We start from the raw sequence: 24,371 nt of genomic DNA on the forward strand, positions 1-24,371 counted from the left end.
CCGGGGTGATCGCGGGCCGGGGCGTCAGGGGGAGTGGAAGACGAGGTGCACGGGGTAGCGCGTGGGCGGGGTTCCGTCGCGGTGGCGGACGAGGATCACCCCGTCCTCGCCGACTTCGTGCCACACGCCGGCGTCGTCGATGACGGACACCACCCCGGGCACGTCGCCGTCGGCGGCACGGATCACGACGTGCTGACCCCAGCGCAACCGGGATGGATCGACCGGACGGCCGGTCAGCCAGGGCAGCACGTTGTCCCGGTAGTGGTGGAGCGCTCCGAGCTCGCTCATGAGCCGCTTGCCGAACACGCACCGGGCGGCGGTGCTCCAGAAGGTGGGAACGCGGCGGCAGATCGAGCAGCGGGCGGTCTCCTCGCGGATCGCGTCGACCAGCTCGGCGTGACTGTCGGCGATCTGCCGCGCGGTGGGGCGCAGCGCCGGGTCGACGTGGACCAGGCCGTGCGGATAGGCGGAGGTGGTCTGGCCGTCGGGCTGATCGAGGACGACCACCCGGTTGCGGGCCGAGGCGTCCAGATGGGTACGGAGGACGGTGTGAGGCGCCCGCTCGGGGTCGCGGGGGCGGAACACCCGCGTCCCCGCCGGGTACTGCAGCACGGACTCGACCTGATGGGGTGCGCGGCGCGGCACGGGGGAGCCGGCCGAAGCGCGGGGCGCCTCGGCGGCCGGCGCGGGCACCGGGGCCTTGGGAGAAGTCAACGGACGTCCTTGGTGAGCGCGGTGAGGTTGACCGGCGGGGCGATGCGGACGCAGCCGGACAGGGCGCGGCGGAAGGGGCGTCCGCCGAGGCCGGCGAGGACGACCAGCGGCATGCCGGTCACGGGATCGTTGCCGGGAGCGGCATCGATGACCTTGGCGCGGCCGGTGATCTGGCTGCCGCCCACGGCGAACTCGACGATGTCTCCGTCACCGATGCCGGACACGCGCCGTGGCGGCGGGGGCGGGGTGACGGTGCCCATCAGCAGGTGCCGTTCGTACGCCCTGGCCGACCACAGCTCGTACTCCCAGTCGGTGGGCAGGTCGTCGAGCGTGACGTCCCGGTAGGTGCGCTCGACGGCGACCTCCATCGGCATCAGGTCGTACGGGGACCGGGTGCAGCGCGAGCAGTCGTACATGTCCCCTTCGGCGGGGAGCCGCTGGCCCATGTCCCAGTCGGTGCGACCGTGTTCGCGCCGGTGCAGCTCGGCGAGGCGGGCCAGTTCGGCGCGGACGCCGTCGCCGGTCGGCAGGACGGCGGGCCCCTGGCGGTAGAGCCGGTAGAAGCGGGAGCTGTCCGGGTTGGGCGGCGGCGGGGTGGGGTCGCCCTGGGCGGGCAGTTCATCCAGGCCGATCGGCCGGCACGTGATGACCGTGTGCTCCTCGGACAGGCGGTCCACGACGATCCCCGGCTGACGGAACGCCCAGTGGTCGCGCACGCAATAGGGGACGGAGATGCGCGCCCGGTCCTGGGCGGCGCGGGCGTTGCGGTGCCGGGAGTGGATGACCCACGCGACGCTGTGGATCCGGGCCAGAGGGAAGTCGTGGTCGGGCTCGACCACGGTGTGGCGGCCGGACCGGTGCGCCTCGGTCGGCTCGAACGAGACGCGGACGGCCGGGTTGTACGACGACCCCTGACGGCGCAGGGAGGCGACGGTGTCGAGGTGGGCGCCGTTCAGGACGACGGCGCCGACGTACAGGTTCTTGGCTGCGGTGCTGCGCATGTGCTCCTTCAGTTGCTGGTGTGCGTGCCGCCCGAGCCTCATCCGGGGGCTCTGCGCGGTCAGCCCGTGCCAGTCGTAGCCGCGCCCTTGACGGCCGCATCGAAGACCAGATCCCGCGCTTCGCGGGGCTCGAGCAGTGCCGAGATGGTGAGGTCCTGGATCATCTCGGCCATGTCCCACGGGCCGAAGGTGCGGCCGGGGAGGGCGGAGAACTCGGCGGTGTAGCGGCCGCGGGCGGCGTGAACGGTGACGGTGGGGGCTGACATGGGCGGGCGTTCCTCCGAGGCGAGGGGCGTCGGGTGCGTCCGGGCCCGCCGGCTCACGGGCAGGTGGCGGCGGTTTACCCGTCGCGGGGTGGGGTGGCGTAATGCCAGGTCAGGGCGTGCCGGCCTGGCGCCGGGAAGTGGTGTCCCCTCGGGGAAGGGGCGTGTCCGGGTTGGGTCGGGGGACCGAAGTCGCCCCCTTTCCTGATTCACTAATTTACTCAGAATCGCCTATGAGTCAAGTTTAATGCGTCACGCCCGGACGGTGGTCGGACATCCCGGAAGGGAGAGGAAGGCGTGCGGGCCAGCGGCGGCCGGAGAGCCGGCACCCATGCCGACGCCACACCACGGCGAGGTGAGGGAGCCTGGCCGACGCGCCCCACGGTCTGCGCCTCGCCCGGTTCGGCGGCTGCCGGACGACGCCGTTCGCGACCTCGGGCCCGCACGCCCCTCGGCCACCGGGCATGCCTAAGAGGTCGCCGGACGTCAGTACGCGCCCCGCCGTCGCGGCCGACCCGAGTGAGGGCCGCGGCGGCCGGTCCCCTGGCCGACGGGGGAGCCGGCCAGGGGACCGGCGGAGGGTCTCGCGAGCCCGAGGGACGCGGACGCCGGCGTAGAGCAGCACGGGAGAAGCCGCGGACAGCAGCGGGCGCTGCTGCACGCACGGTGCGTGCAGCACGCTGCTAGGCAGCGACCGGCCGCGCCGTCGTGCTGCTCGGGCAGCGGGGTTCTGCTGCACACCGGCTCCGTGGTGTGCAGCACCAGACGGTGCAGCGCGAGCGGGACGGCCCGCTGCACGGGCGGTCTGGTACCCGCGCTGCCTCCGCTGTTTCACGCTGCTGCCGTTCTGATCTGCGGAAATGCTATGCAGCGCTGCAAAGCAGCGGGCACCCCGGAACGCTGCAGCGGGAGGGGGCGCTGCCCGCTCGGCGGCGTGCTGCCGCCGGGGCTCGGGCGTGCTGCGCCGGTCCGCTGCAGCAGTCGGGCCGAGAGGGGTCGGAGTGCAGCAGGGGGCGGTCGCTACCAGGAGACGTTGATCAGGTACTCGCCCGGAGCCAGGTGTCCGCTGCACGCGAGGTCGTGCAGCAGCGTGCCCACGTACGGCACGTAGTCGAGGGTGCCGGCCCGCCAGTGGCGGATCGTCTCGGCGGCCTCGGGGTCCAGCCCTTCACGCGGAGTGAAGCGGGAACCTTCCTCGGCGTCGGGGTCGTAGTGCTCGTGGCTCGTGGACACCGTCACCGCGTGGAGCGAGCCGTTCTGTGCTTCGAGGCCGAGGATCACGCTGTACGCGATGCCGTAGTGCGCGGTGATGAAGTTCTCGAGGTCCTTGTACGCGACTTCGAGGTAGGTCTTGGCCGTCGTCTTGAGCGTCAAGCTGGTCCTTCCGTTCGGGGGAGGGGAAGGCCCCGGCCCGGTGGCCGGGGCCGGGCGGGTTCAGGCCGCCGTGCGGTTCAGGTGGATGGCGAGGGCGCCGGGCTCGCCGTAGTGGCGGCGGCCGTCGACGGTGACGGACACCCAGGCCGGGCGGCACTCCTCGGGGCTGCCATAGCGGGCGAGGAGCGGCGCGCTGACGGTGGCGACGGCGGTGCGGCTCGGGCCGCCGCTCCACGTGACGGTGATCTCGTAGCGCTCCAGGTAGCGCTCCTTCGCGCGCTTGGGGCCGCAGCGCACGGAGAACTTCACGCCGGGGAAGGTGCGGCGCAGCAGCTGGCGCAGGTAGACCGCGGTGGCCTTGGTCGACAGGCCGATCGCGGCGTGCATCCGCTCGTCCTCGGTGGGCTCCGGGATGACGGAGGTGTGGCGGACGTGGGAGACGCCGGTCGGCCGCCCGTCCGTGGTCCGCAGTTCGTAGCGGGTCGCGGGGATGCCGAGCAGGACGTTGGCGGCGCAGATGCCGCAGGAGCACGGCTGGACCGTCGCCGGGCCGTGGACGCGGGTCGCGGTGCCGACGTAGCGGACCGCGGCGCCGGGGGTCAGGCGCAGGGCGAGGTAGGCGGTGGCGAGGCGGCGGCGAGCGGTGGCGGAGGTCATGGCGCGCGTCCTTCGGTCGGGGCGTTCGTGGTGCCCGGTCCGGCGCTTGCATCGCCTTCCCGGTAATCACTAATGTACCTCATCGAGGGGTGATGATCAAGTCTTGTTCTCGCCCGGTCCTCGCCGCCGACAGGCGGGCGCACCGGATCCGTCCTCGGCGCGCGCTGCCGCCCGCCCTCACTCGTACGACGTCGCCCAGTCCTCCGCGCTCAGGTACTGGTGGACGTTCTCGCCGCCGTGGGCGCGGACGAACTCGCGCAGGAGGGCGGCCGGGACCTGGCCGAACCAGGTTGCGGCCGCGGTGTCGTACGGGTCCTGGCGGGGGTGCGCAGGAAGGGGGGCGGGCCACCCTTCGGGCGCGGTGAGCGGCGGGACCAGTCCCACCTGGAGCGCCTCGTACGGGCCCGTGTTTTCGCCGGGCAGTTTTGGCCCCACTTGAACGAGTTGTTCTGGCCCCACTTTTGACCCATCCGGGTGAAGGGCTCCGACGCGTCGCGGAAGGAACGGATCTTTCTGGCCCCACCCTTGCCGAGTCTCAGCGGGGCCCATGATGGTTCCGCTGTCAGCAGACCGGCTGGATTTCAGACGGTGGCCCGCAAGGATGACTGCATGCGGAAGAACATGGCGGTGCGTCGACTCGACCTCGGGTACTTCATCCGGCCTGCCTCAGAAGTGGGCGGCCCGCAACCACGAGTCGAACCCGTTCTTGCTTACCTGGTGCAACACGACAACGGGCTGCTCCTCTTCGATACCGGCATCGGGGACGCAGACCCCGAAACCGAAGCGCACTATCGGCCGCGCCGCCGTGCGCTGCAGGACGCCCTCTCGGCATCCGGAGTCACCCTCGCCGACGTTTCCATGATCGTGAACTGCCACCTGCACTTCGACCACATCGGCGGGAACCCGCTCTTGGGCGGCAAGCCCATCCTGGTGCAGGACGTCGAACTGGCCACCGCACGCCGGGGCAACTACACAGTCGACGAGCTGATCGACTTCCCCGGTGCAACCTACGAGGAAGTCGCCGGCGAGATCGAGGTCTGGCCCGGCATCTGGATCATTCCGACGCCTGGTCACACCCAAGGGCACCAGTCGCTGGCCCTCCGGCAAAGCGACGGCACAGTAGTACTCGCCGGTCAGGCATACGACCTCGCTTCTCACTTCGCATCTGAGCAATTGGCCCGCCACGCGACACTTCGCGGCGAGGAACAGCCGCTTCCTCCCTATCGGCACTGGCTGGATCGACTCGCCGACTTCGACCCACGACGTGTGTTCTTCGCCCATGACTGCTCGGTCTGGGAACCGTCACAGACTGGAGGAGCGGAAACCCGACTTTCTGCCACGTAGGACGACCCTCGATCGGGTGACGTTTCCTGGCTGTCCTGAGGTGGAGCCGAATGGTGTCCGTTGGTCGGGGTTGGTGGCGGTAGCGTGTGATTCACGACGCCCGCCCGGCCGCTTCCCCTGACAGGAACGCGAAAGGGCGGGCGCCGTGTTGTGGCGCCCGCCCGCTTGTGGTGAAGGTGAGATCAGGCGGCGGTGGCCGCCTTGCGCTTGGCAGTGGTACTGGCGAGGCGGAAGGACTGGGTGCCGGTCTCGATGATGTGGGCCTCGAAGGTGAGCCGATCGACGATGGCCTGGCAGAGCCGCTTGTCGGTGAAGGTCTGGTCCCACTCGGTGAACGGCCGGTTCGACGCGACGGCGATCGCATGTCGTTCCTCGCGCTCGGTGAAGATCTGGAACAGCAGTTCCGCCCCGTGGCGGTCCAGCTTGACGTAGCCGAGCTCGTCCAGGCAGAGCAGGTCGACCCGCCCGTATTTCTTGATCGTGCGGCCCAGTTGTTTGTCGCTGGCGGCCTCGGCCAGTTCGTTCACCAGGTTCGCCGCAGTGGTGTAGCGGACGCGGCCGCCGGCCTCCGCGATCGCGGTGCCCAGGCCGATCAGCAGGTGGGACTTGCCGGTGCCGGAGTCACCGATCAGGCATAGCGGGTTCCCGGCCTGCACCCAGGCGGGCTGCATGAGGGTGTTGATGACCTCCTGCGGGATGTTCGGGTTCTTCGAGAAGTCGAAGTCCTCGATCCGCTTCGGGCGGGGGAAGTTGGCTTCCTTGACCCGGCGGACCTTGCGGCGGGCGTCACGGTCCTCGCACTCGCTCTCCAGGAGGTCCGCCAGGAAGTCTGCGTAGGACGCCTGCTCGCGCAGGGCCTGGGCGGCGAACTCGTCCCAGCGTGCGCGGATCCCGGACAGGCCGAGGCTCCGGCAGGCTGCATCGATTGCCTCTGACGGGTTCGGCCCGCGCTGGCCGGGCAGGCCGAAGGAGCCCCACCGCCCCGTGGTCGCAGGGGTGGGGGTGGTGCTCTGCGTCATGCTGAGCCTTTCGGTTGGATAGAGAGCAACTGGCCGTAGGCGGCCAGCGATGGTTCGGGCCGGGAGTCCGGGGGCAGGGCAGGACGCCTCTGAGGCAGCGTGATGACCTGGGCCGATTCGGGTTTCGGTTCCGTCGGCTCCGCCGTGTCGGGCTCGGCTGTGACCGTGGTGGCGGTGGCTTGCGGGGCGATCACGACCGGTGGTGGACCACCCGCTGCGGCGAGGGCCTTGCGGGCCTCGATGGCAACCAGGTCCGGCGAGACGGAACCGGCCTCCAGGACCGCTTTCATGCCGGCGACGACCGCCTCGTCGGGCAGCCGCCGGTGCAGAAGCAGGACCTCGATCAGGGCTCGTGTGCCCTCGGAGCGTCCCCGGGACTCGCGGCCGGCTGCCCAGAACGCGTCGTGGGTCTCGGTGAACTTCCCGCTCTCGCGGGCCGCGGCGAGGCCGGTGGAGTGCTCCAGGGCGCCGGGCTTGTGCCGCAGGATCTCCAGGTAGTGGTCCAGCAGATCGCGGAAGCCGTAGCGGCCCGCGAGCCGGGGATGGCGGACCACCAGCTCGTTGCGCTCGAAGACCCAGACCTCGTCCGCCCGCAGCGAGACGCGGACGTTGGTGCCGATGAAGCGGGCCGGGACGGAGTACTTGTTCTGCCGGACGGTGATCCGGGAGGTCTTGTCGACCTTGGGCGTCAGCGTCAGCCCGATGTCGAACTCCTCGAACGGCAGAGGGGCCAGCAGCGGAGCCTCGTAGTCGAAGTCGAAGCCCACCGAGGTGGGCCGGTTGTCGATGTGCCGGACGTCCTCGGCGAGCTCAATCTGCTCGATCTTCTCGTTCAGCTCCGCGAGCGTGTCGACCTCGGGGACAGGGACCAGGTGCGAACGACGGAAGCGTCCGCCCTCGTGCTCGACCCCGCCCTTCTCATGGGCGCCCTCGATGCCGGGGCGGCAGTAGAAGGCGTCGAAGCCGTAGTGCGAGCGGAAGGCCACCCACCTCTGTGACTCCACCCGCGAGCGGCCGAAGCAGACCTGCGAGACCGCGGGCTTGAGGTTGTCGTAACGGATGTGCCGGGTCGGGATGCCGCCCAGGATCCGGAAGGCGTCCACGTGCCCCTGCATGAAGGCTTCCTGGCCGGACGTGGAGAACACCCGGTGGACCGCCTTGCCCGAATACGACAGTCGCAGCGTGAACAACTGGCAGGCCATCGGTTTGCCGTCGACCCTCACCCAGACCTCGGCGAAGTCGACCTCCGCCTCCTCGCCGGGCCGGTGGAACTGCGGGACCATGCCCTCGGTCAGCATCCGGGACCGCTCGGCCTCTTCGCGGATCTGCGGCCGGCGCACCCGCAGGTAGTCGTTGAGCGTTGTGTAGGCGACCGGGAATCCGTACTCGTCCCGCAGCCGTTCCATGATCCGCTTGTTGGTGTGCCGCTGCTTCGGCGGTGCGGTCAGATCTGCCCGCAGCATCTCGTCGATCCAGCCTTTGCCCTGCTCCAGAACCGACCGGCGCACTTCGATCGCTTTCCGCGCAGGGGGCAACGCGCTGTCGAACGCCTGGCGCACGACCCGGCGGTGCACTCCGTAACGCTTCGCCAGCCCTCGGACCGAGGTGCCTTCCAGCCTGCGGTCACGACGAATCAACTCGAACAACTCAACACGCTGCAAAACCCGGCCTCCTGACACGGCCAGCCGACAACCCGCACAGCGTGATCCCGGCCGCGATCCCGGGTCAATCCGGCATTACTCCAAAAGAGTGCATCCGACCCCAAGGGCTCTTGGGTGGGGCCAAAACAATCCGTTCCTCACCCCGGTCCAGCCGAGCCCGTTCTCCCGGGGCCAAAAGAGGCCGTCCTAGACAGGCCCGCGAAGTCGGCGGGCGCGCTCGCGGGAAGGTCCCAGCGCGAGGGGAGCGGAGAGGCGGGCCGGGGGCTGCACTGGCTGGCGTGCCCGGTGACGATCTGGACCTCGGACCAGTCCTCCAGGCGCACCTGGAGGACGGTGCCGGCGGTGCCTTCGGCGATCGCGTTGTCGGTGAGGTCGGTGCGCATCGGGGCTTCCTGTCGTATCGGGTCCGGGCTCTTGGCGGGGCCCGCGCCGGGCGGGCCGGAGGGTGTCACGCACCCCTGTCACGCTGGGTGTCACGGCGGCTGTCACGCTCGCGAGCGTGACAGCCATGACCTGCGGAAACGTGTCGCCAAGGGCGATTTTCGGGCTTCTCGCGCGGCCGCGTGACAGTCGCGCTCAGTAGGAGGCCTGGAGGGGCCGGGTGAGCGGGAGTTCGGTGCAGCCGGGGTGCAGTGCGCGCGCGCCCTCCAGGCCGGACTGGTCGAACTCGCACGCGTCGTAGAGCCACGGGCGCCGCCGCCGGTCGCTGCCGCCGTCGTACGTGGTGTGCGCCGTGCGCGGGGCGAACGCCCACGCGTGCGACTGCGCCCAGTCGCCTGCCTCTGCACCGCCGCTCAGGTTGTCCAGGCAGGTCCAGGCGAGAGGCGTGAAGCGGCGCCGCAGGGGGTGCTTGATCTTCTCCCACTCCCACTCCAGCGAGCGGTGCTCTGCCTCCAGGGCCTTGAGCTGGGAGAGGCTCGCGCCGAAGTGGTGCAGGAGCGTGGACGTGAGCGTCGCGGGCCTGCCGTGGTAGACGAACTGCGAGTACTCCGGGTGCGCGTCGTCGGCGCGCAGCTCGTTCTCGGCGAGCAGTCCGTGAAGGGTCTGGTGGAGGTCGCTGGTGGTGTGGCGGACACGCGGCACGGTGGGCTCCTCGGGGCGACGGGTCGTGGTGCTCCGGGGCGCTTGCATCGCCTCCGGTATTCACTAATGTACTCCATAAGGGGAGCGTTCGTCAAACGTGGAGCCGCTCCGTGAGGCTGTGACGGGGGCCGTCACGGCCAGCCGAGGGCCCGGCGCCGGCGCTCCTCCGCCTCGGCGTGCGCCGCGGCCGACCGGGCGGCGGACAGGCGCCGGTACCGGTCCAGGTCGCAGTCCCTCAGTGCCTGCGCCATGGCGGCGCTGTACGCCTCCCAGGAAGGGCGCCGCGGCCCGGACGCCGTCACTGGCCGACCGGCGTGACGACAGGGGAGACGGAGTTCGCGCGCGCGTTCCCCTCCTGCCTGCCGTCATCGCCGTCCGCTTCCGGGGCGTACTCCGTGGCGTAGGACATGGACCCGGGCTCGTCCACCCACGCCAGCACGCGGCGCGCGCGCTCCTGCCACCCCGGTGCAGCCTTCACCCGGTCACCCCACCGGCTACGGCCCTGCGCGCACACCGTGCACAGCAACCGGCCGTGCGCCTCCCACACCTCCGGATCGGTGGTGAAGCACACCGGGCAGCACCCCTCGGACCAGGCCGGGGGGTGGCACGGCTTGATCACCATGCCCGTGATGATCACGTGACCGCAGTACGCGCACTCGATCCCGTACAAGGCATGCCGCTCGCAGCGCGGGCAGAACCTGCCGGAGAGCTCCGCCTGTGCCTGGTCCTCGGCGTCGAAGACGGCGCGCGGGTCGGCGCCGCTGCTCAGGCGCTGGAGCGCGACGGCGGAGGTCGTGACGCTGGCGCTGCTGCTCGACGTGATGGGCATGGCGGGCTCCTCGGTGCGTGGGATCGGGGGTGGGTGTGTCCGCAGGTCCGGGTGTGCCGGGCTGGGGCCGGCGCGCCCGGCGCTCAGCGGAGCTGACGCCGGGTGGTGACGGGATAGCGGGTGAGGCTGATCCAGTCGCAGCCGCCGTGGACGTACAGGTCGCAGGTGGCGGGGTCTTCGCCGGACCGGTCGACGTCGAGGCGGTTGTTGCGGGCGAGGTCGCGCACGAGGTCGAGGAAGTCGTCGGCGGCCAGGTCCCGGTCGGTGTAGACGCCCTTGATCGAGCCGCCCTCGTAGTCCTCGCCGGACTCGAGAATCCACACGCCCGGCTCCAGCTCGGTGGCGGGGGCCTGTGTGGTGGTGGCGAGCTCGGTCATGGGCGTCACTCCTTCTCGGGACGGGTTCGTGGTGGTCGAGGGGGGCTTGCCTCCCCCCTCTTCATATTCACTAATGTACCTCAATTCTCGATCATGTGTCAACCTTTAAGGGTCGCGCTGGGGGGTGGGTAGGGCGCGCGCCAAGGGGCGGCCGAGCGCAGCCTCCGCCGCCGAGCGCGTGAGAAGAGCCCTGCCGGGTGAGGTGGCGCGGGGCCGGTGCGCGGCGCGCTCGTCGTCCGCCGCTCCTCCCGGGGGCTGGAGGCCGCGGGCAACAACGTGGTGTCCCCCTGCGCCGGCTGGGGCGCAGGGGGACGGGCTCCGGGCGGGAGCAGGGAGGGCGGGGCGCTGATGCGCCCCGCCCTCGTGGTCACTTGCGGTACTCGGCCATGTCGCCGTACTCCCAGACGAAGCTCTCGCCCCACCAGTCGTCGTCGTCCTTCGGGCTGTCGGCGGCGGGCTGCTCGGCGGGGACCGTGGCCCGGCGGTGGGCGACGTGGTGCAGAGCGAGAAGCGCGGAGACGGCGCCGATCGCGGTGAACCCGCCCAGGGTCGGCGAGGGGACGGCGGCGTGGCTGCGGTCGATGGCGAGGGCCGTCATGAACGCGAGGACCGCGAGGAGGGCCAGGAAGTCGGCGGCGAACGCGAGGGCCGCCCACACCGGGCGTACGGTCACCGGCCGGTGGTCCCACGGGCGGTGCGCACCCTCGGGGTCGAGAGCGTGCGTCAGCAGGAGCACGCCGAGCTGAATGCCGCCGAGGAGGACGAGGAGAACCGCCGTCGCCGCGCCGCCGTAGACGACGGCGGCCAGCAGGCTCGGCAACATCAGGACCAGGACGAGGTGGTGCAGGAGGGTGCACTGGCGGAGCGGGCAGGCGCGGGTGGGCAGGTGGCCGTGGGCGGCGTTCATCGCGGAGGTCTCCCGGGCGGAGTCGAAGAGAAAGGAGGCGCGGGGCCGGGGCCGGGCGCGAACGCCCGGCCCCGGCGGGCGGGTCTCAGTACCGGCGGGGGCGGCGGTGGGAGCGCCGGTGCGCGAAGTGGTGAACGGTGCACAGAGCGAGGAAGCCCGCCATGGTCACCAGGCCGCCGGAGGAGAAGAGCACCGCTCCGGAGCCGCCGCCGAGCTGCGCGCCGAGCACGAGTCCGGCCGCGATGAGCAGGACCAGGACGTCCGTGGTGAGTGCCACGGCGGCACGGACCGGGCGGAGGGGGTGCTTCGGGGCGCTCCGGGCGGCGCGCAGAGCGCCGACCACCATGAGCAGACCGAGGGCGGCGAACGCGGCGAGCGCGAGCACCGTCACGTTGGCGCCGCCGCCGAACAGGGCGGGGATCATGCCCACGACGAGGACCGTGCGGCCGACCCGGGTGCACCAGCGGTGCGGGAAGGACTGGGCGATGCCGTGCTGGGCGGTGCAGCTCATCAGGAGTGACTCCTCGTCATGGGTGCTCGTGGCGTCCGGTCCGGGTGCTTGCATCACCCGTTCCGACATTCACTAATGTACTCCATTCCGGGCCGTAAGGCAATCCATAAGGGTCACGCTCGGCATGACTGTGCCGGGATCAGCGGTAGTCGGCGGCCCTCCGCCGGGCGTGCCGCCGCGCCAGTGCCGCCTCGACCGGGCGGGTCACCAGCACCGCCACGATCGCGGCGCAAAGGCGCGCCCACCAAGGTGCGTTCTGGAACGTCACGAGGTACCAGCCGATTCCGAAGAGGAGGTTCAGCGCGCCCAGCAGGAGGAGGTGGGCGGCGCTGAAGGTGCGTTCGTAGAGCACGAATGGCCTTTCTGGAAGGTGTCGGGGTGTCGGGGGTGCCGAGCAGGCGGCCCCGGTGGGGCCGCCTGGGGCGGAGTCAGCAGGGCATCTCGGCGTGGCAGGCGTGGCAGCAGCGCCCGCAGCTCGCCTCGCAGTTGACCTGGACTCGCTCGCCGCAGCCCTCGCACGGGATGTACGCGTCGTCGGAGGCGAAGAAGCCGCCCGCGCCGGTCCCGTCGCAGGTGCACGGCGCGGCGGCGGTCTGGGGGGTGGTGATGGTGAGCGGCATCTCGACTCCTCGTGGTGGCGTGGCCCGTGGTGACCGGCCGGGCGCTTGCGTCGCCCTTTCGGTAATCACTAATGTACCCCATAAGGGGGGAGGCGTCAATTTGTAAGGAGTCGTGCGGTGGTGGCGGCGCTGGAAATAGCCGTATCCGGCCAGCACGACGAGGCGCTTGACGGTGCGAGCCGGCCAAAGGCGACGGCGCCCAGGTCAGGGCCTCAGCGGGCGAGGGCCTTGGGCCTGCGACGCACGCCGGTGAGCCAGTCGACGGTTACGGCGGCGGAAAGCGCCCCCGTGTCGCCGTCCGGATCCGTCCACGTGGCGTCGGAGAGCGGGAAGCGCAGGCCGTCCATGAATTCGTCGTGGTTGTTCCCGTGGCGCGTCATGACCCGTCCCTCCGCCGTGACGGTGCCGCGCACGAGGACCGTGCGCGCCGAGCCGGGACCGGTGCCCAGGGGCGTCATGCCGTGGAATCCGTACCGGGTCTTGGTGAGGGTGTAGCGGAAGCTGATGCTGTCGCCCACCTGGATGTCAGCGACCGCGACCGGGTCCGTGAAGCCGTCGCGCTCCTCGCGTGCCACGTGCTCGGCGTACTCGCGGCGAGCGGTGTCCCTGCTGGTGATGGCGGCGCGGGCGGAGCCGTGCGGATCGGCGGCGGGATCGGCGGCGAGCGCCCGCATGAGCGCGTCGCGGAAGGCGTCGCCGTTGTCTGCCCGGAACTCCCGGAGAGCGGCGCTCAGGGCGTCAAGGTCCGCAGCCCAGGGGATGCCGGGCAGGGCCGCCGTGATCGCGTCACGGGCGGCGGTGGCGGCCTTCTTGTTCGGCAGGGTGTACGGGGTGACGCTCGCGCCCGTCGTGGTGGTCTGGACGACCTAGCGCCCCCGTCCGAGAGAAACGGGGTGCAGCGGACTGGTCGTCTTTGGAGTGGCGCTCACGGTGTTCTCCAGGCGGACGGGGCGAATGACGGGGGGCGAGGCGCACTCCGACCTCTGGGGTGGGGCGGAAGGGCGGCGACGGGGCGGCGAGTGGATCGAAGGCCGGTCAGCGGCGGTTCAGGGTGATCGCGTCGACGAGCGGCGTTCCGTACGTCGCGCGGCCGAAGCGGGTGACCGTGACCGGCCGCGCCCGGCGGCGCCCGGGGGTGGCGTAGTCGGCGAGCAGCGGCGCGGTGACGCTCGCCACCTCGACGTCCGACGGTCCGCCGCTCCAGCGCACGGAGAACGTCCAGCCGCGCCCGCGCCGTACCGAGAACCGCACGCCGGGGAAGGCCTGGCGCAGCGTCTTGCGCAGGTGGGTCGCGGTCTGCGGCCGCGTCAGGGGAGAGGCGTAGACCTGGAACAGCTCGTCCGGGTGGAGGTGGGGAACGACCGAGGTGTGCCGGACGTGGACGAGGGTCGCCTCGTAGCCGTCGGACGTGCGCAGTTCGTAGTGCGTGGCGGGGGCTCCGAGCAGCGTCGCGGACACGCAGATCGCGCACGCGCAGGGCTGCGCGATCCAGATGCGACGGGCCTTGTCGTCCTCGTGGCGGACCCACGTTCCCGCAGGCAGCCGCAGGGCCAGGTAGCCGGCCGTGTGAGTGCCGGTTGCCGGTGCGTTCCGCGTCGCCGTCATTCGCCTGTCCTCTGTTCGGGCGGCTGCCTGCCGCGCGGGAGGGCGACCTCCCGCCCTCAAGTTCTAATGTACTTAGAGAGGGGGTATAAGTCAAATTAAAGGCGTCGCCGTGGGGTAGGGCGGTCACGCCTGTCGGCTGCGCAGCTAGGACTCGAAGCCGTGCAGGCCGGGCCACTGCGCCGTGCAGGCCGGGCACAGGGTGCCGCAGTCGTTCAGCGCTTCCTCGTGGTCGTGCCATCCCAGAGCGCGCGCGGACTTGGAACCGTCGATCTGTCCGCCCTCGAAGCTGGCGGTGCGCCCGCAGTCGACGCAGACCGCGACGTGCCGGTGGAGCGCGTCGGACCGCTTGAGGAGGTGCCGCAGCACCTTGTCCGCGTTCTGCTCGTGCAAGTACGCGTGCTCGAAGCGGAGTTCCTTGAGTCCCTGGCCGTCGTACGCGCGGGCGAGGGCGTCGGCCAGCAGGGTGCGCCCGGCCGGGTCCTCGCTGTCGAGGAGGAGGCGGGCGAGTTCTTCGAGGCGCTCGGCGCTCATGTCAGTCCCCTTCGGGGTTCGGGTGCGGGGGGTGGGAGCCGGCCCGCACTCCGCCGCGCACGGGCCTCGCGGCGGGGTGCGGGCCTGGGTCGCCTCTGTGCGGACTACGGGCGCTGCGCGGCCGCGGAGCGCAGCGAGCGGACCAAGTGCTCGTCCATCTCGTAGCCGACCGCCTCCCGCGCCGCGTACTCGGCGTCGACGACCTCGCGGGGAAGGTCCATGCCGAAGCCGTACGAGGTCACGTCCGGCCCGGCCTGTGCCGATGCGGTCACGTCCAGGAGGCCGTGGAGGGCGGCCCTCGCCTGCTCCAGGGTGAGCGTGTCGCTGTCGATGAGCGCGCGGATCTCGGACTGCCGCTGCTCGGCTCGCTGGTCCATGGGTACCTCCTCGGAAACGGGGGTCGGGGGAGCGGGGCGGCCGGTCGGCCGCCCCGGCCGGGACGGGGGTCAGACGACCCGCATCCCGAACAGGCGGGGCGTGGTGTCACGGACGCCGCACCACTCGTCGGCGCACTCCTGGCACATCTGGTGGGGGCAGCCGCAGTCGTCCAGGTCGTCGCCGACGTGCCATCCGGCGTCGTGCGCCGCGTCGGTGCCCTCGTCCGCGTCGTCGAGGAAGGGGGAGAGCTTGCCGCACTGGCCGCACTCGATCCGGTCGAAGTCGATGACCTCCAGGACCTCGGCGCCCATGAGGCGGAACGTGGTCTCGGTGAGCATGGCGGTCATGGCGCACTCCTCGCGGCGGTGGTTCGTGGTGGCCGGTCCGGGTGCTTGCTCACCCGCCCCAACAATCTCCAATGTACCCGAGAGGGGATTGTTAGTCAAATTAAAAGGGTCGCAAGGGGTATGGGTGCGCCCCGGCGGGAGCGGGTGGCGGGTGCCGGATGGGGTGCGCTGGTTGTCGTCGCGCGGGGCGCTTCAGCGCGGAAGCCCGGCGGGGCCGGCGTGGCCCCGCCGCCCGCGGCGGTCAGCGGGTGGGGAGCAGGCGCAGTACGGCTGCGGAGTGCTCGATGTAGCCCAGGGTGAACAGGTGGAGTGCGGCCTGGTAACCGTCGCGAACCCGCTCGTCGGTGGCGTCCTCGGCCGCCACGTTGAGGTGGTCGCCGATCCAGGCCGCCGGGTCGGTGTGCGGGAGGTTGAAGTGGTCATAGAGGGAAGCGAGCGCCTTGGGGGCGTTGGTGGTGGTGATGTTCTGGGTCATGGCTTCTCCCGCGTTGGGTCGTTCGTGGTGGCCGGTTGGGCCTTGCCTGCCGCCCCGGTAATCACTAATGTACTCCATGAGGGGGTGAAGGTCAAAATTAATGCGCTGCCCTGCTGTGTGGCAGCGGCCGTCAGTCGGCGGCGAACGTCGTGCTGAAGGTGCCGCGCCCGTCGGCGGGCCACGCGCCACCGGATTCCAGGGCGAGATGCTTATGGAACAGGGGTGCGTGTACGGCGGCGGGCACGGAGGCGCCCGCCTGCCCGTCGAACTGCTCGCTCGGGATCAGGAGGAGCTCGCCGCAGACGGCGCAGTCGGCGCACGCGCCGCGCAGGTCCTCCACGCTCCATCGGGGGTGGCGGCGCTTCCAGGAGTGGCCGCACCCGGTCGTGAAGCGGGTGCCGATGATGGTCCGGCGAATGTCTGGATCTCCTTCGTCGTGGGGCGGTTGGCGGGTGTTGCGGGGGAGCAGGCTGGGCGGCGGGGGGTGCCGCTCAAGGCCGCCTGGCGTTCGCGGCGCCGGTGCGGGGCGGGCGGGTCACAGCCAGGGCCGGCCGTCGTCGGGGCGTACGCCGATCACTCCGGCGCGGCCGAGGAGTTCGGCCTCGACCGGGTCGCTCGCGTAGTCCCAGCCCTCAGCCTCGCGGTGCGCGGCATAGGTGTAGGCGTGACCGCGCGCGCAGCTGTAGCCCGTCTCCGTATGGCGCACGAGGGCGCCGCACTCGTAGGCGGTAGGGCCGTCCTCGTCATAGCCCGCGACGAGGTCGAGGCACCGATCGTCGGCGTCGGCGCGGTCGGCGCCGCCCCGCCCATCCAGAGGGGCCCCGGCGGGATTGGTGGCGGACATGCGGAACTCCTTGCAGACGAAAGAGGGGGGAGGGTCGACGGCGCGTGACGCCGGGCGAGGAGGCGGAGGTGACTCTGTGGGCACCGTAGGCCACTGATCCCTAAAGTACCCATGGCGCGCGTGTGGGTCAATGTTTAAGCGTCAATGCGGTGAGGGAGGAAGTGGTGTCCCCCTCCTCGCGGGTGGCGATCCGCGTACGTCGGGCGGGCGGTCCGCGCGTGCGCGGGACCTCCGCCCGCGCACCCTTCTGATCACCGCCGCAGCCGGGGCGGTCCGCGCGTGCGCGGGACCTCCGGTCAAGGTGTAGTCGGCTCCGCCCTGGGCCCCGGGCTCGGCGCGGCGGCCTGTCGAGTGCCCCACGAACCGGAACGGAGGGAGCGCCGAGCTCCCTCGCCCGCTGCGCCCGGGAGCGCTGCCTCCTGGGCCGCCTCGACGCGTACGTGCAACTGGCCTCGGCGCCTCGGCAAGCGCGGGCGTGACTGCGACCGCAGTGACGCGGGGCGTGAGGTGCCGGACGCCGAGGGTGCCGCCCCGCTCAAGGCCCGCCGGGCAGGTCGACGGCGCCACCGTGCAGCCAGAGGTGCGCGCGGCCGGCTCGCCTCTGGGGTGGAAGCCGGGACCCTCCGCCGCTCCTGCCCCATGGAAGGGCCATCCCGGCGGCGGGCTCGGAACCCCCGCGGGTCCTCGACGGGCCCAGCCCATGCGCTCCCGGTGATGGGCCTGTCGCATGTCTCAGGACGACGGCGATGCGCCGGCCAGCAGGTTGCGGAGCACCGCCGAGGAGGGGGCCGGCACTGTCACGCCGAGTGTCACGCGCCCTGTCACGCCGAGTGTCACGCTCATGAGCGTGACAGCCGTGACCTGCGCAAACACCCCCTGGAGGGCCCATCCGCGGGCCCCCAGGGGGTGAGCGTGACAGCGTGACACCCCGGCGGGAACGGCCCGCCGTCGCCAAACTGGGCGGCCGTCAGCCGATGCTGACCCTGCCCGCTCCGATCCCGTCCGCTACGCCGAGGGGGGTCAGCCGGAGGGCGATACCTGCGGCCCGGGTCTCGATGATGAGAACGCCGCTGGCGTGTACGGAGACGTCGCTGCCGATCCGCAGCGCATCGTCGGCGAGGTCCAGGACTTCACCGGCCGAGGCCTCGTTCTTGAGGGCGTCCTTCGCGCTCCAGGTGCCGCGTCCGGCGTGCGTCATCTCGACGCCGTAGCGGTCCGCGAGCGCATGGGTGGAGGTCATCCGTTCCCAGCCGTCGACCGGCGTGAACCGGAAGCTGACGCGGTCGCTGTAGAGGGTCAGCGTGCCGTCGTCCAGGAGTGTGGCCACGCTGTCTTCCCGGTGGAGCAGGACGGCGCCAGCGAGTTCGGCGGTCGCGCCCGCGAGCGTGCCGTCGGGCATCGTGTACCGATCCATGGGCCGCCACTCCGAGTCGGAGCCTTCCTTGCGCTCGAACGAGTAGCGCGCGGCGAGGTCCGGGATGGACAGGTGGCCGTCGTCGTCGAGCGAGATGAGTGCGGTCAGGGCAAGCCTCCTGGGTGGGTCGGCGAGGGGACGTCGAACCCTCGCAACGTAAACGCTAATTTACTCAAATGGTGGGTGTGGAGCAAGTTATAAGAGTCACGCGCCATGCGTTGAGTGCGCGAGAGTGACGCAAAAAAGTTGCGCCAAAGGGGGAGTTGAGGTAAATTAGTGAATGCGAGGCGATGCAAGCGCCCCGCCCCACCACGACCGCCCCGGAGACCCCCGTGAACGTCCCTCTCCCCACCTCTCTCGAGGACCTCGGTGCCCAGATGACCCAGCACGGATGGGAGGTCTCCTGGCAGCGCGACTACGGCACGGCGCGCGTAGAAGGAAGCCGGCGAGGAGGGGCGGCCGTCATGGCCACCGCGCGCTACACGCTCAAGAAGGGCTGGGTCACCCGGTTCTACGTGATCGGCTCGGTCGATGACGGATGGACTGAGTGGCTGCGCGTCCGGCGGGCTGGACTGGTCCACTTCATCGCCACGAACCTCCTTCCCGTCGACGCGCCGCGCTGGCCCGTGAGCGACTCCAAGTGCCAGTGCCGCAAGGGCGAGCAGCCGACCCAGTGGCGCGCCCTGCACCTGCTCGCGGGAATCCGGCTCGACCGCCTCAGCAACCACGGAGCCGAGCAGGAGACGCGGGCCTACCGCTGCCGCCGCGACGCCCGGCGCTGGCACCTCACCTCGCAGGCCGAGCGGACCCCGGGGCCCTGGCACGGGGCTGCGGCCGCCCTCTGAGCGGCCCGTCCTGCCGACCCCCAAGCGAACCCACCACACCGAGGAGCACCCGAGCATGTCGAGCCGGATCCCCCTGAACACCAACGGCCACGATCTCCTGCCCAAGCGCACCGATGACGTGCTCGTCTTCGCCGAGCCCGGCGAAGAGCCGTTCGTGGCGGGCGTCCACTGGAGCTGCGCCACCTGCGACGAACGGCCCAAGTACGTCCTTCGTGACGGCACCGTTCACGTCCAGGACCCGTGCCGCTACCCGATGGGCATCACCACGGAGATCACCCTCGACGTGCCGTCCGGGAAGCTGATCGTCACCGACGACCTGCGCGACGTCTACGACGTCGACATCGACGCGGGCGCCTCCTACAACACCGCCCTCGGCAAGGCCCAGGTCGTCGAGGCGATGGCGGCCCTCGGCTGCGCCTACGGCCCCGTGGGCAACAGCTGCCCCGGCCTGTACCGCGAAGGAGAGAACAGCTACATCATCGCCTCCCCGATCCGCGACGACGACGATGTCCCCTCCCTCCCGGAGGAGGACCGCCTGGCGTGGATCTGCACCGACTTGTGGGCGTACTCGATCGCCGACTTCGAGGACTGGAAGGCCAAGGGCGGCACCCCGGAGGACAAGCGCCTCGGCCACTACACCGTCGTCGACGTCGCCCCGGGCACCTACAAGTTCACCCTCCACGTCGGCGAGCGCGGCTTCGACAACTACGCCGCCGACACCGTGATCTTCGCGCACATCGAGCGCGTCGCCCCGGCCCCCACTGCCTGAGAAGCATCTGCCCCCGGGCGCCCCGCCCACCTCCATCGCGAACCACCGAGCCCCAACACCCAGGAGCTGCACATGCCGCTGTCCCCGCGCGACTTCAGGCTGTCGATGAAGATCAGCCCCATGAGGCCGAACGGCCCCGACGACGAAGGACTCAGGAGCCTGCTCGTGCACCGGCTGCGCGACGCTGCCAAGGCGGTCGCCCGCATCCCCTTGAAGGCCAACCTCGCGACGGCGGGCCTGAAGAAGTACTCGGTGCACTGCGAGCCGTGCCGCGCCTGGTTCGACCTGCCCGAATGGGGCGAGGAAGTGACCTGCCCGAAGTGCGGACGCCTGTACGCCCTCGAGCTCGCCGTCTTCTCCGCCGTTCCGGACACCACCGCATGAACACTGCGCGGTGCGGGGCGTCGACGCCCCGCACCGCCTCCCGCTCCCCCTATCGCCACTGAGCACGAGGAAGTCCGCATGATTCGTGAGGCCCGGTTCCTGATCTCCCGCAAGCCGTTCGCGATCGACCTGTCCACCGTGACTGCCGAGCAGGTCAAGCACGGCGACAGCGACCCCTACTACAACCTCAGCGGACAGGCCGATGCGCTCTGGATCCGCCGGCAGAAGGGCGTTGACCGGGCCTGCATCGGCACGCTCAGCCTGTTCCGTCACTACCTGTCCGAGCCGGTGAACCTCGACGACCCCCACGCAATCCTGACCGCCGACCTGGACGGCCGTTACGGAGGCGAGTGCCACGGCCGCTGGGACGGAAGTCGGTACTGGGGCGCACAGGAGCCGGCCCTGATGGAACAGCACCTCGCGGTCCTGCGCCCGATGCTGGAGAACCACCAGAATCCGCCGTCGGGCTACGACGGGTGGTGGACGTTCCAGGGCCGCGCGAACTGACACCGCCCTCGGCACCTGCCGGTGCCGGGCCCTGGCGAACCTCGTTCGCCAACCCCGCGACCTGGCGCCCATGGTGTCCCCCTGGCGTTCCCGCTCGCGGGAGAGCCCGAGCAGCACCGGCGGGCTACACAACCCACCGGTGCTGCTCGGAACGCTGTCCAGCGAAGGCCGCCAGTCAGTGACCCGTGAGGCGAACCGCGTGGGCGAGGAGCGCGGTCACGGCGGTCATGTCGGCCGGCGCAGTCAGCTGATGTAGGTAATGGAGCTGGGGTATCCGGGGGACGCGTCACGCCGCAGCACCGTGCGCTCGTCCTCGTGCCCGAACTTGATTCCCGGCCCGGCCGGAAGCCGCTACCCGGGCCGCAAGGCGCGCGACGGTGCGACGGGGATTCGTGGTCAAATTAAAAGGGTCAACGTGAACGGGGCGGCCCGCTGTCGCTGTTCAATCAGCAGCAGCCTCGGGCCGCCCCGCGCCCCGTCAGAGCTGCGGGGCGTGTGCGGCCAGAGTCTCGGGTGCCGCCTTGGTGTAGATGCCTTCCAGGCCGGAGGGGGCGATCAGGCCCCAGGTGAAGGTGTCAGTGTCGGCGTAGAACTGGCCGCGCTGGCGGTGGGGGGCGAGGTAGGGGCGCAGGATGCCGACCCCGTAGACCTCCAGGGTGCCGTTGATGAGCTGGCTCGTCTGCTCGTCGGTGAGGCCGGGCCCGTAGATCTTGTCGAACTGGTCGTCGGCGACGACGGCGAGCACGGGGCTGAGGTCGTCCTCGACCGGGCCGAACATGCTGCGCCACCACGCGAGGTCGGCCATTGCTTCTGCGCGGTTGGAGCGGGTGTTGCGGTAGCGGACGCGGTTGCGGTGGTCGGGGATCTCGTCGGTGTCGTACAGCCATGCCTCGACCGGGTGCTCGTCCTGCCCGACGCCGGTGTGACGGCGGCGCAGGAAGCCGAAGGGCTTGCCGTCGACGGGCACGGGGTGCTCCTGGGTGCAGAACTCGCAGGTGATGCCGACATGGCGCAGGACGCGCTGCAGGCGCGGGAAGCGCGCGAAGCGGGTGCCGCAGTTGCAGCAGGTGTACACCAGCCAGCTGGAGACGGTGCCGACCGTGTCGTGGTTGCACTGCGGGCACGAGTAGGCCTGGTTGCTGTTCCAGTCGATGACCATCGGATTTCCTCCTGGATTCGGGGCGGGGCGGGCGCCCCGATGTATTCACTAATGTACCTCACAATGGGGGGAGTGTCAAAAGAAAATCCTCCGCCGCGCCCCTGCGCCCGTCCGCGCCTCCGCCCTCCGCCCTTCCGCCGCCCCGCCCCCGTGCCCGCGGCCGCCGGCCACGCCGGAGCCGCTGTCGGCCGCGTCTCGGGTTGTCTCGGGTTGTTGTGTCGTCAGTTTCTGCTGGTGGGCGAGTTGTTCGCCGTTGTCCGGCGTTGTTCGGCATTGTTCGGCGCCCACCCGCGCCGCGCCCCGTCCCGGCCGTCCGCCGTCCGCCGTCCGCCACCCGCCACCCGCCCCGCTCCGGCCCTCCGCCGCGCCCCGCCGTCGCCTCGGCTGCCGCCCGCCGTCCCGTCCCGCCGCCTCCTGGTGCTGCCCCGCCGCCGGCCTCCCGCCGTGCGCCGCTCCGTGCCCGGCGCCGAGTACGTCGTCCTGTGGGCTACCGCGCCGCGCCCCCGTGCCGCCGACGCCGCCCTGCGCCGCCTCTGCCCCTCCGCCGAGCCTCGACGCCGTCCGGCCGCGCCGCGCCTCCCCGCCCGCCGCGCGCCCGGCCTCCGCCCTCCGGCTGCCCGACCGCGCGCCCGGCCTCCGCGCCGTCCGCCGCCGTCCGGCCGCCGCCGCCGACGTCGTGCCGTCCTGTGTCGTGTGGGCGGCTGGTTGTGGGTGGGCTCGTGTGCTCGTGGGCCGGGTTGTGTTGTGCCTGGTCGCGTGGGGTCAGCGTGGTGTGTGAGCGCGCTGTTCTATCGCGCTCGCGTGTCACGCTGCCTTACCTCGCTGCATGGCCGGGCTGCATGGTCTGGCTGTATTCCTGTGCTGTGTGGTCGTGTATGTGGGGCTCGGGTGGTTGTCGGTCTGGGTGGTCGGGTTGTTGTGGCGTGTCTGGGTGGTTGTTGTCCTACCGCGCTGTGCTGCTGTGTTCGGGGTGCGGGCTGGTGGTCGTGTTGGGTGTACGAGCTGGTCGTGCGTGGTGGTGGGGTGGTCGCGTTGGGGCGGGTTCTGGTCGGTTCTGGTCGTGTCGGGTGGTTCGCTGATCTGCGGCGGGCCGGAGGCGCTACGGTCGCGGGTTATGTCGGAGTCGAGGAAGCCGCGGTTGGTGCCGAGTGGGGATTGCTTTTGCGGGTGTGGGGGTGAGGCGGAGATCGGCCGGTGGTTTGTGCGGGGGCATGACATCACGGCGGCTGCGGCGTTGCGGGCGGTGGAAGGGGGTTTGACGCTGCCGCAGCGGCTGGTGGAAGCGGGGTTCGGCCCGGAACGCTCGGTGGTGGAGCAGGCCGTGGCGGCCGCGGGTTGGGTGCGGTGTGGGAGCTGTGCGTATGCGGGTGCGCCGGTGGGGCTGGCCGCTCACGTACGCGGGGGCGGGTGCCCGGCCGCCGAGGTCGGCCCGGCCCCGGCCCGGGTGCCGGCGGCGGGCGAGGACGCCGCCGCTGCTCCCGTCGAGGAGCCGGCCGCCGAGTCCGCCGAGTCCGCCGGGGGCGCCGGGGGCGCCGGGGGCGCGGAGGGGGCACCAGGGCGCCGTTCACGGGCTCGTTCCGGTTCCCGGGGTGGTGCGGCTGGTGGGGATGCGGGGCCGGTGCGGGCGGAGGCCGGGGTGGCGCGGGGGCTGCTGCTCCCGGGCACGGATGACGCGGTGTGGAAGGAGGTGCCGCTGCCTCTGCGTCAGAGCCTGACGATGCTCGCGCACCGGTTGGTGTCGCCGGAACAGGCGGTGTTGAGGGAGAAGGAGAACCGGGGTGTGCGGTACGCGTTGCGGGCGGCGGGCCAGAGGCGGCTGACCGGCAGGCACTGGCATGTGCTGCTGACGGCCCCGAGGGAGTCGTTCGGCAGTGCGCGCAGCGAGCGGGCGCAGAAGGTCTTCGGGGTCCTGGAGCAGGTGGTGGCCGAGTACGTCCAGCCGGCCGTCGCGAGCTCGGCCGGGGAAGAGGCCGCCGGGGCCGTGCCCGCCGTGGCGGAGACGCCGGCCGGATGAGCCGGCCAGGGCCCTGCGCTCACGGCCGGTGCGCCCGTCGGCTGGGTGCCGGCCGCCCCGCGCCCGCGCTGCCCGGCCCGGGGGCGGGATCTTCAGGCACCTGCCGCGCCGGAGGCCGACCGGCGTAGCAGGTGGTGACCGAGTACGTCGCGCCGGCCGCGGGGGAGTCACCGGCGGGCTGTGTCGCCCGGTGCCGGTGTGCCGGCGACGTCCTGGAGCACGCCCCGCTCGTCCAGCTCGGCCGCGCCGCCGGCCCGAGGCGTGGAGGACGGTGTCCGCTGGTGTCCGCCAGCGTCCAGAACTGTCCAGAACTGTCCGGCCGCCTCCGAGCCGGGCCTGCAGGACCTTGCCGGGCCTACTCCCGGCCGCCCTGTGGTGTCCCCCTGCTGATCTGCGGATTCGAGGATGACGGGCGTGACACTGGAGGCGCTGAAGCAGGCCGAAGGCCGTCGCCCCGGCTACTCTCGCCGAGCCGCACCATGTGGCCGGCGCCCCGCGGGGCAGCTGCTCGTCGGCCCGCTCGGCACGGTGGTGTTGCGGGCCCGGCAACACCACCGCCGTCGACCCCGCCCGCTCCCTGGGCCCCCTGACTCCCGCACCGCCGCCGCGCCCCGTCCGCCGGACACCCTCCCTGCTGCTCCCGGGCGAACCGCCGTCTCCGTCCCGCCGACGCCCTGCGCCCTCCCGCTGCGTGCTGCCGAGCCGTCCGGGCCGTGTCACCGCGGGTGTCGACGAGGGC

At 71.6% G+C, this 24,371-nt stretch carries 32 protein-coding genes; 6 read left to right on the top strand and 26 right to left on the bottom strand.

Annotated elements, in window-relative coordinates; all coding sequences use genetic code 11:
* Nucleotides 1-24 precede the first annotated feature (24 nt).
* The 6 genes from OG883_RS44160 to OG883_RS44185 all read right to left on the bottom strand — a co-directional run bounded on the left by OG883_RS44160 (nt 25) and on the right by OG883_RS44185 (nt 4,444).
* A complete protein-coding gene (locus OG883_RS44160) occupies nt 25-714 on the bottom strand; it encodes a hypothetical protein (RefSeq protein ID WP_266554157.1) in 690 nt (229 codons plus the stop codon).
* Nucleotides 711-1,715, bottom strand: coding sequence for a hypothetical protein (locus OG883_RS44165; protein WP_266554159.1), 1,005 nt, complete (start codon nt 1,713-1,715; stop codon nt 711-713). The genes OG883_RS44160 and OG883_RS44165 overlap by 4 nt, the downstream gene beginning before the upstream one ends.
* A gap of 59 nt (nt 1,716-1,774) precedes the next feature.
* Complete coding sequence (locus tag OG883_RS44170) at nt 1,775-1,981, bottom strand: hypothetical protein (RefSeq protein ID WP_266554161.1); 207 nt, start codon at nt 1,979-1,981, stop codon at nt 1,775-1,777.
* A gap of 1,017 nt (nt 1,982-2,998) precedes the next feature.
* Nucleotides 2,999-3,352: a hypothetical protein gene (locus tag OG883_RS44175; protein WP_266554163.1), complete on the bottom strand. Its 354-nt coding sequence runs from the start codon at nt 3,350-3,352 to the stop codon at nt 2,999-3,001.
* A 60-nt stretch (nt 3,353-3,412) separates the two neighbouring features.
* Complete coding sequence (locus tag OG883_RS44180) at nt 3,413-4,009, bottom strand: LPD29 domain-containing protein (protein ID WP_266554165.1); 597 nt, start codon at nt 4,007-4,009, stop codon at nt 3,413-3,415.
* Between the two features lie 177 nt (nt 4,010-4,186).
* Entirely contained in the window at nt 4,187-4,444 is a 258-nt protein-coding gene (locus OG883_RS44185) for a hypothetical protein (RefSeq protein WP_266554167.1), read from the bottom strand.
* 174 nt (nt 4,445-4,618) lie between these two features.
* On the opposite strand from OG883_RS44185, the gene OG883_RS44190 reads away from it, so the two are divergent.
* Nucleotides 4,619-5,353 (top strand): N-acyl homoserine lactonase family protein, encoded by a 735-nt coding sequence (locus OG883_RS44190; protein ID WP_266553733.1) that lies wholly within the window; start codon nt 4,619-4,621, stop codon nt 5,351-5,353.
* A gap of 182 nt (nt 5,354-5,535) precedes the next feature.
* On the opposite strand, the gene istB is transcribed toward OG883_RS44190, so the two are convergent.
* The 19 genes from istB to OG883_RS44285 all read right to left on the bottom strand — a co-directional run bounded on the left by istB (nt 5,536) and on the right by OG883_RS44285 (nt 17,954).
* Complete coding sequence (gene istB / locus OG883_RS44195) at nt 5,536-6,372, bottom strand: IS21-like element helper ATPase IstB (protein WP_266553735.1); 837 nt, start codon at nt 6,370-6,372, stop codon at nt 5,536-5,538.
* A complete protein-coding gene (gene istA, locus OG883_RS44200; RefSeq protein ID WP_266553737.1) occupies nt 6,369-8,051 on the bottom strand; it encodes an IS21 family transposase in 1,683 nt (560 codons plus the stop codon). Before istA ends, istB begins: the two co-directional genes overlap by 4 nt.
* A gap of 119 nt (nt 8,052-8,170) precedes the next feature.
* Nucleotides 8,171-8,416 (bottom strand): hypothetical protein, encoded by a 246-nt coding sequence (locus OG883_RS44205; RefSeq protein ID WP_266554170.1) that lies wholly within the window; start codon nt 8,414-8,416, stop codon nt 8,171-8,173.
* 193 nt (nt 8,417-8,609) lie between these two features.
* On the bottom strand, nt 8,610-9,116 hold the full coding sequence (locus OG883_RS44210) for a hypothetical protein (protein WP_266554172.1): 507 nt from the start codon (nt 9,114-9,116) through the stop codon (nt 8,610-8,612).
* Nucleotides 9,117-9,414: 298 nt separating this feature from the next.
* Entirely contained in the window at nt 9,415-9,945 is a 531-nt protein-coding gene (locus OG883_RS44215; RefSeq protein WP_266554174.1) for a hypothetical protein, read from the bottom strand.
* A gap of 83 nt (nt 9,946-10,028) precedes the next feature.
* Nucleotides 10,029-10,322, bottom strand: coding sequence for a hypothetical protein (locus OG883_RS44220; protein WP_266554176.1), 294 nt, complete (start codon nt 10,320-10,322; stop codon nt 10,029-10,031).
* A gap of 367 nt (nt 10,323-10,689) precedes the next feature.
* Nucleotides 10,690-11,229, bottom strand: a complete 540-nt coding sequence (locus OG883_RS44225) for a hypothetical protein (RefSeq protein ID WP_266554178.1) — start codon at nt 11,227-11,229, stop codon at nt 10,690-10,692.
* Nucleotides 11,230-11,314: 85 nt separating this feature from the next.
* Nucleotides 11,315-11,740 (bottom strand): hypothetical protein, encoded by a 426-nt coding sequence (locus tag OG883_RS44230; RefSeq protein ID WP_266554180.1) that lies wholly within the window; start codon nt 11,738-11,740, stop codon nt 11,315-11,317.
* Nucleotides 11,741-11,879: 139 nt separating this feature from the next.
* Nucleotides 11,880-12,092 (bottom strand): hypothetical protein, encoded by a 213-nt coding sequence (locus OG883_RS44235; RefSeq protein WP_266554182.1) that lies wholly within the window; start codon nt 12,090-12,092, stop codon nt 11,880-11,882.
* 76 nt (nt 12,093-12,168) lie between these two features.
* On the bottom strand, nt 12,169-12,360 hold the full coding sequence (locus OG883_RS44240) for a hypothetical protein (RefSeq protein ID WP_266554184.1): 192 nt from the start codon (nt 12,358-12,360) through the stop codon (nt 12,169-12,171).
* A 212-nt stretch (nt 12,361-12,572) separates the two neighbouring features.
* Nucleotides 12,573-13,034, bottom strand: a complete 462-nt coding sequence (locus tag OG883_RS44245) for a hypothetical protein (RefSeq protein WP_266554186.1) — start codon at nt 13,032-13,034, stop codon at nt 12,573-12,575.
* 361 nt (nt 13,035-13,395) lie between these two features.
* Nucleotides 13,396-13,965, bottom strand: a complete 570-nt coding sequence (locus tag OG883_RS44250; protein WP_266554188.1) for an LPD29 domain-containing protein — start codon at nt 13,963-13,965, stop codon at nt 13,396-13,398.
* Between the two features lie 144 nt (nt 13,966-14,109).
* Nucleotides 14,110-14,496 (bottom strand): hypothetical protein, encoded by a 387-nt coding sequence (locus OG883_RS44255; protein ID WP_266554190.1) that lies wholly within the window; start codon nt 14,494-14,496, stop codon nt 14,110-14,112.
* Between the two features lie 104 nt (nt 14,497-14,600).
* The gene (locus OG883_RS44260; protein WP_266554192.1) at nt 14,601-14,873 is read right to left on the bottom strand and encodes a hypothetical protein; all 273 of its coding nucleotides are present in this window, start codon (nt 14,871-14,873) and stop codon (nt 14,601-14,603) included.
* 69 nt (nt 14,874-14,942) lie between these two features.
* The gene (locus OG883_RS44265) at nt 14,943-15,221 is read right to left on the bottom strand and encodes a hypothetical protein (RefSeq protein WP_266554194.1); all 279 of its coding nucleotides are present in this window, start codon (nt 15,219-15,221) and stop codon (nt 14,943-14,945) included.
* A gap of 241 nt (nt 15,222-15,462) precedes the next feature.
* Nucleotides 15,463-15,696, bottom strand: a complete 234-nt coding sequence (locus OG883_RS44270) for a hypothetical protein (protein WP_266554196.1) — start codon at nt 15,694-15,696, stop codon at nt 15,463-15,465.
* A 130-nt stretch (nt 15,697-15,826) separates the two neighbouring features.
* Entirely contained in the window at nt 15,827-16,036 is a 210-nt protein-coding gene (locus OG883_RS44275; protein ID WP_266554198.1) for a hypothetical protein, read from the bottom strand.
* A gap of 195 nt (nt 16,037-16,231) precedes the next feature.
* A complete protein-coding gene (locus OG883_RS44280) occupies nt 16,232-16,540 on the bottom strand; it encodes a hypothetical protein (RefSeq protein WP_266554200.1) in 309 nt (102 codons plus the stop codon).
* A 967-nt stretch (nt 16,541-17,507) separates the two neighbouring features.
* Nucleotides 17,508-17,954, bottom strand: a complete 447-nt coding sequence (locus OG883_RS44285) for a hypothetical protein (protein WP_266554202.1) — start codon at nt 17,952-17,954, stop codon at nt 17,508-17,510.
* A 332-nt stretch (nt 17,955-18,286) separates the two neighbouring features.
* Here OG883_RS44285 and OG883_RS44290 point away from each other — a divergent pair, with 332 nt between their 5' ends.
* From OG883_RS44290 to OG883_RS44305, 4 genes are all read left to right on the top strand, one after another.
* The gene (locus OG883_RS44290) at nt 18,287-18,799 is read left to right on the top strand and encodes a hypothetical protein (protein ID WP_266554204.1); all 513 of its coding nucleotides are present in this window, start codon (nt 18,287-18,289) and stop codon (nt 18,797-18,799) included.
* A 55-nt stretch (nt 18,800-18,854) separates the two neighbouring features.
* Complete coding sequence (locus OG883_RS44295; RefSeq protein WP_266554206.1) at nt 18,855-19,568, top strand: hypothetical protein; 714 nt, start codon at nt 18,855-18,857, stop codon at nt 19,566-19,568.
* A 72-nt stretch (nt 19,569-19,640) separates the two neighbouring features.
* Nucleotides 19,641-19,952: a hypothetical protein gene (locus OG883_RS44300; RefSeq protein ID WP_266554208.1), complete on the top strand. Its 312-nt coding sequence runs from the start codon at nt 19,641-19,643 to the stop codon at nt 19,950-19,952.
* A gap of 78 nt (nt 19,953-20,030) precedes the next feature.
* Entirely contained in the window at nt 20,031-20,459 is a 429-nt protein-coding gene (locus OG883_RS44305; protein ID WP_266554210.1) for a hypothetical protein, read from the top strand.
* Nucleotides 20,460-20,937: 478 nt separating this feature from the next.
* On the opposite strand, the gene OG883_RS44310 is transcribed toward OG883_RS44305, so the two are convergent.
* On the bottom strand, nt 20,938-21,618 hold the full coding sequence (locus OG883_RS44310) for a hypothetical protein (RefSeq protein WP_266554212.1): 681 nt from the start codon (nt 21,616-21,618) through the stop codon (nt 20,938-20,940).
* Nucleotides 21,619-22,873: 1,255 nt separating this feature from the next.
* Between OG883_RS44310 and OG883_RS44315 the strand changes: the two genes are divergently transcribed.
* Nucleotides 22,874-23,632 (top strand): hypothetical protein, encoded by a 759-nt coding sequence (locus OG883_RS44315; protein WP_266554214.1) that lies wholly within the window; start codon nt 22,874-22,876, stop codon nt 23,630-23,632.
* Nucleotides 23,633-24,371: the final 739 nt, after the last annotated feature.

The sequence above is a fragment of the Streptomyces sp. NBC_01142 genome (assembly GCF_026341125.1).
GTDB lineage: Bacteria > Actinomycetota > Actinomycetes > Streptomycetales > Streptomycetaceae > Streptomyces.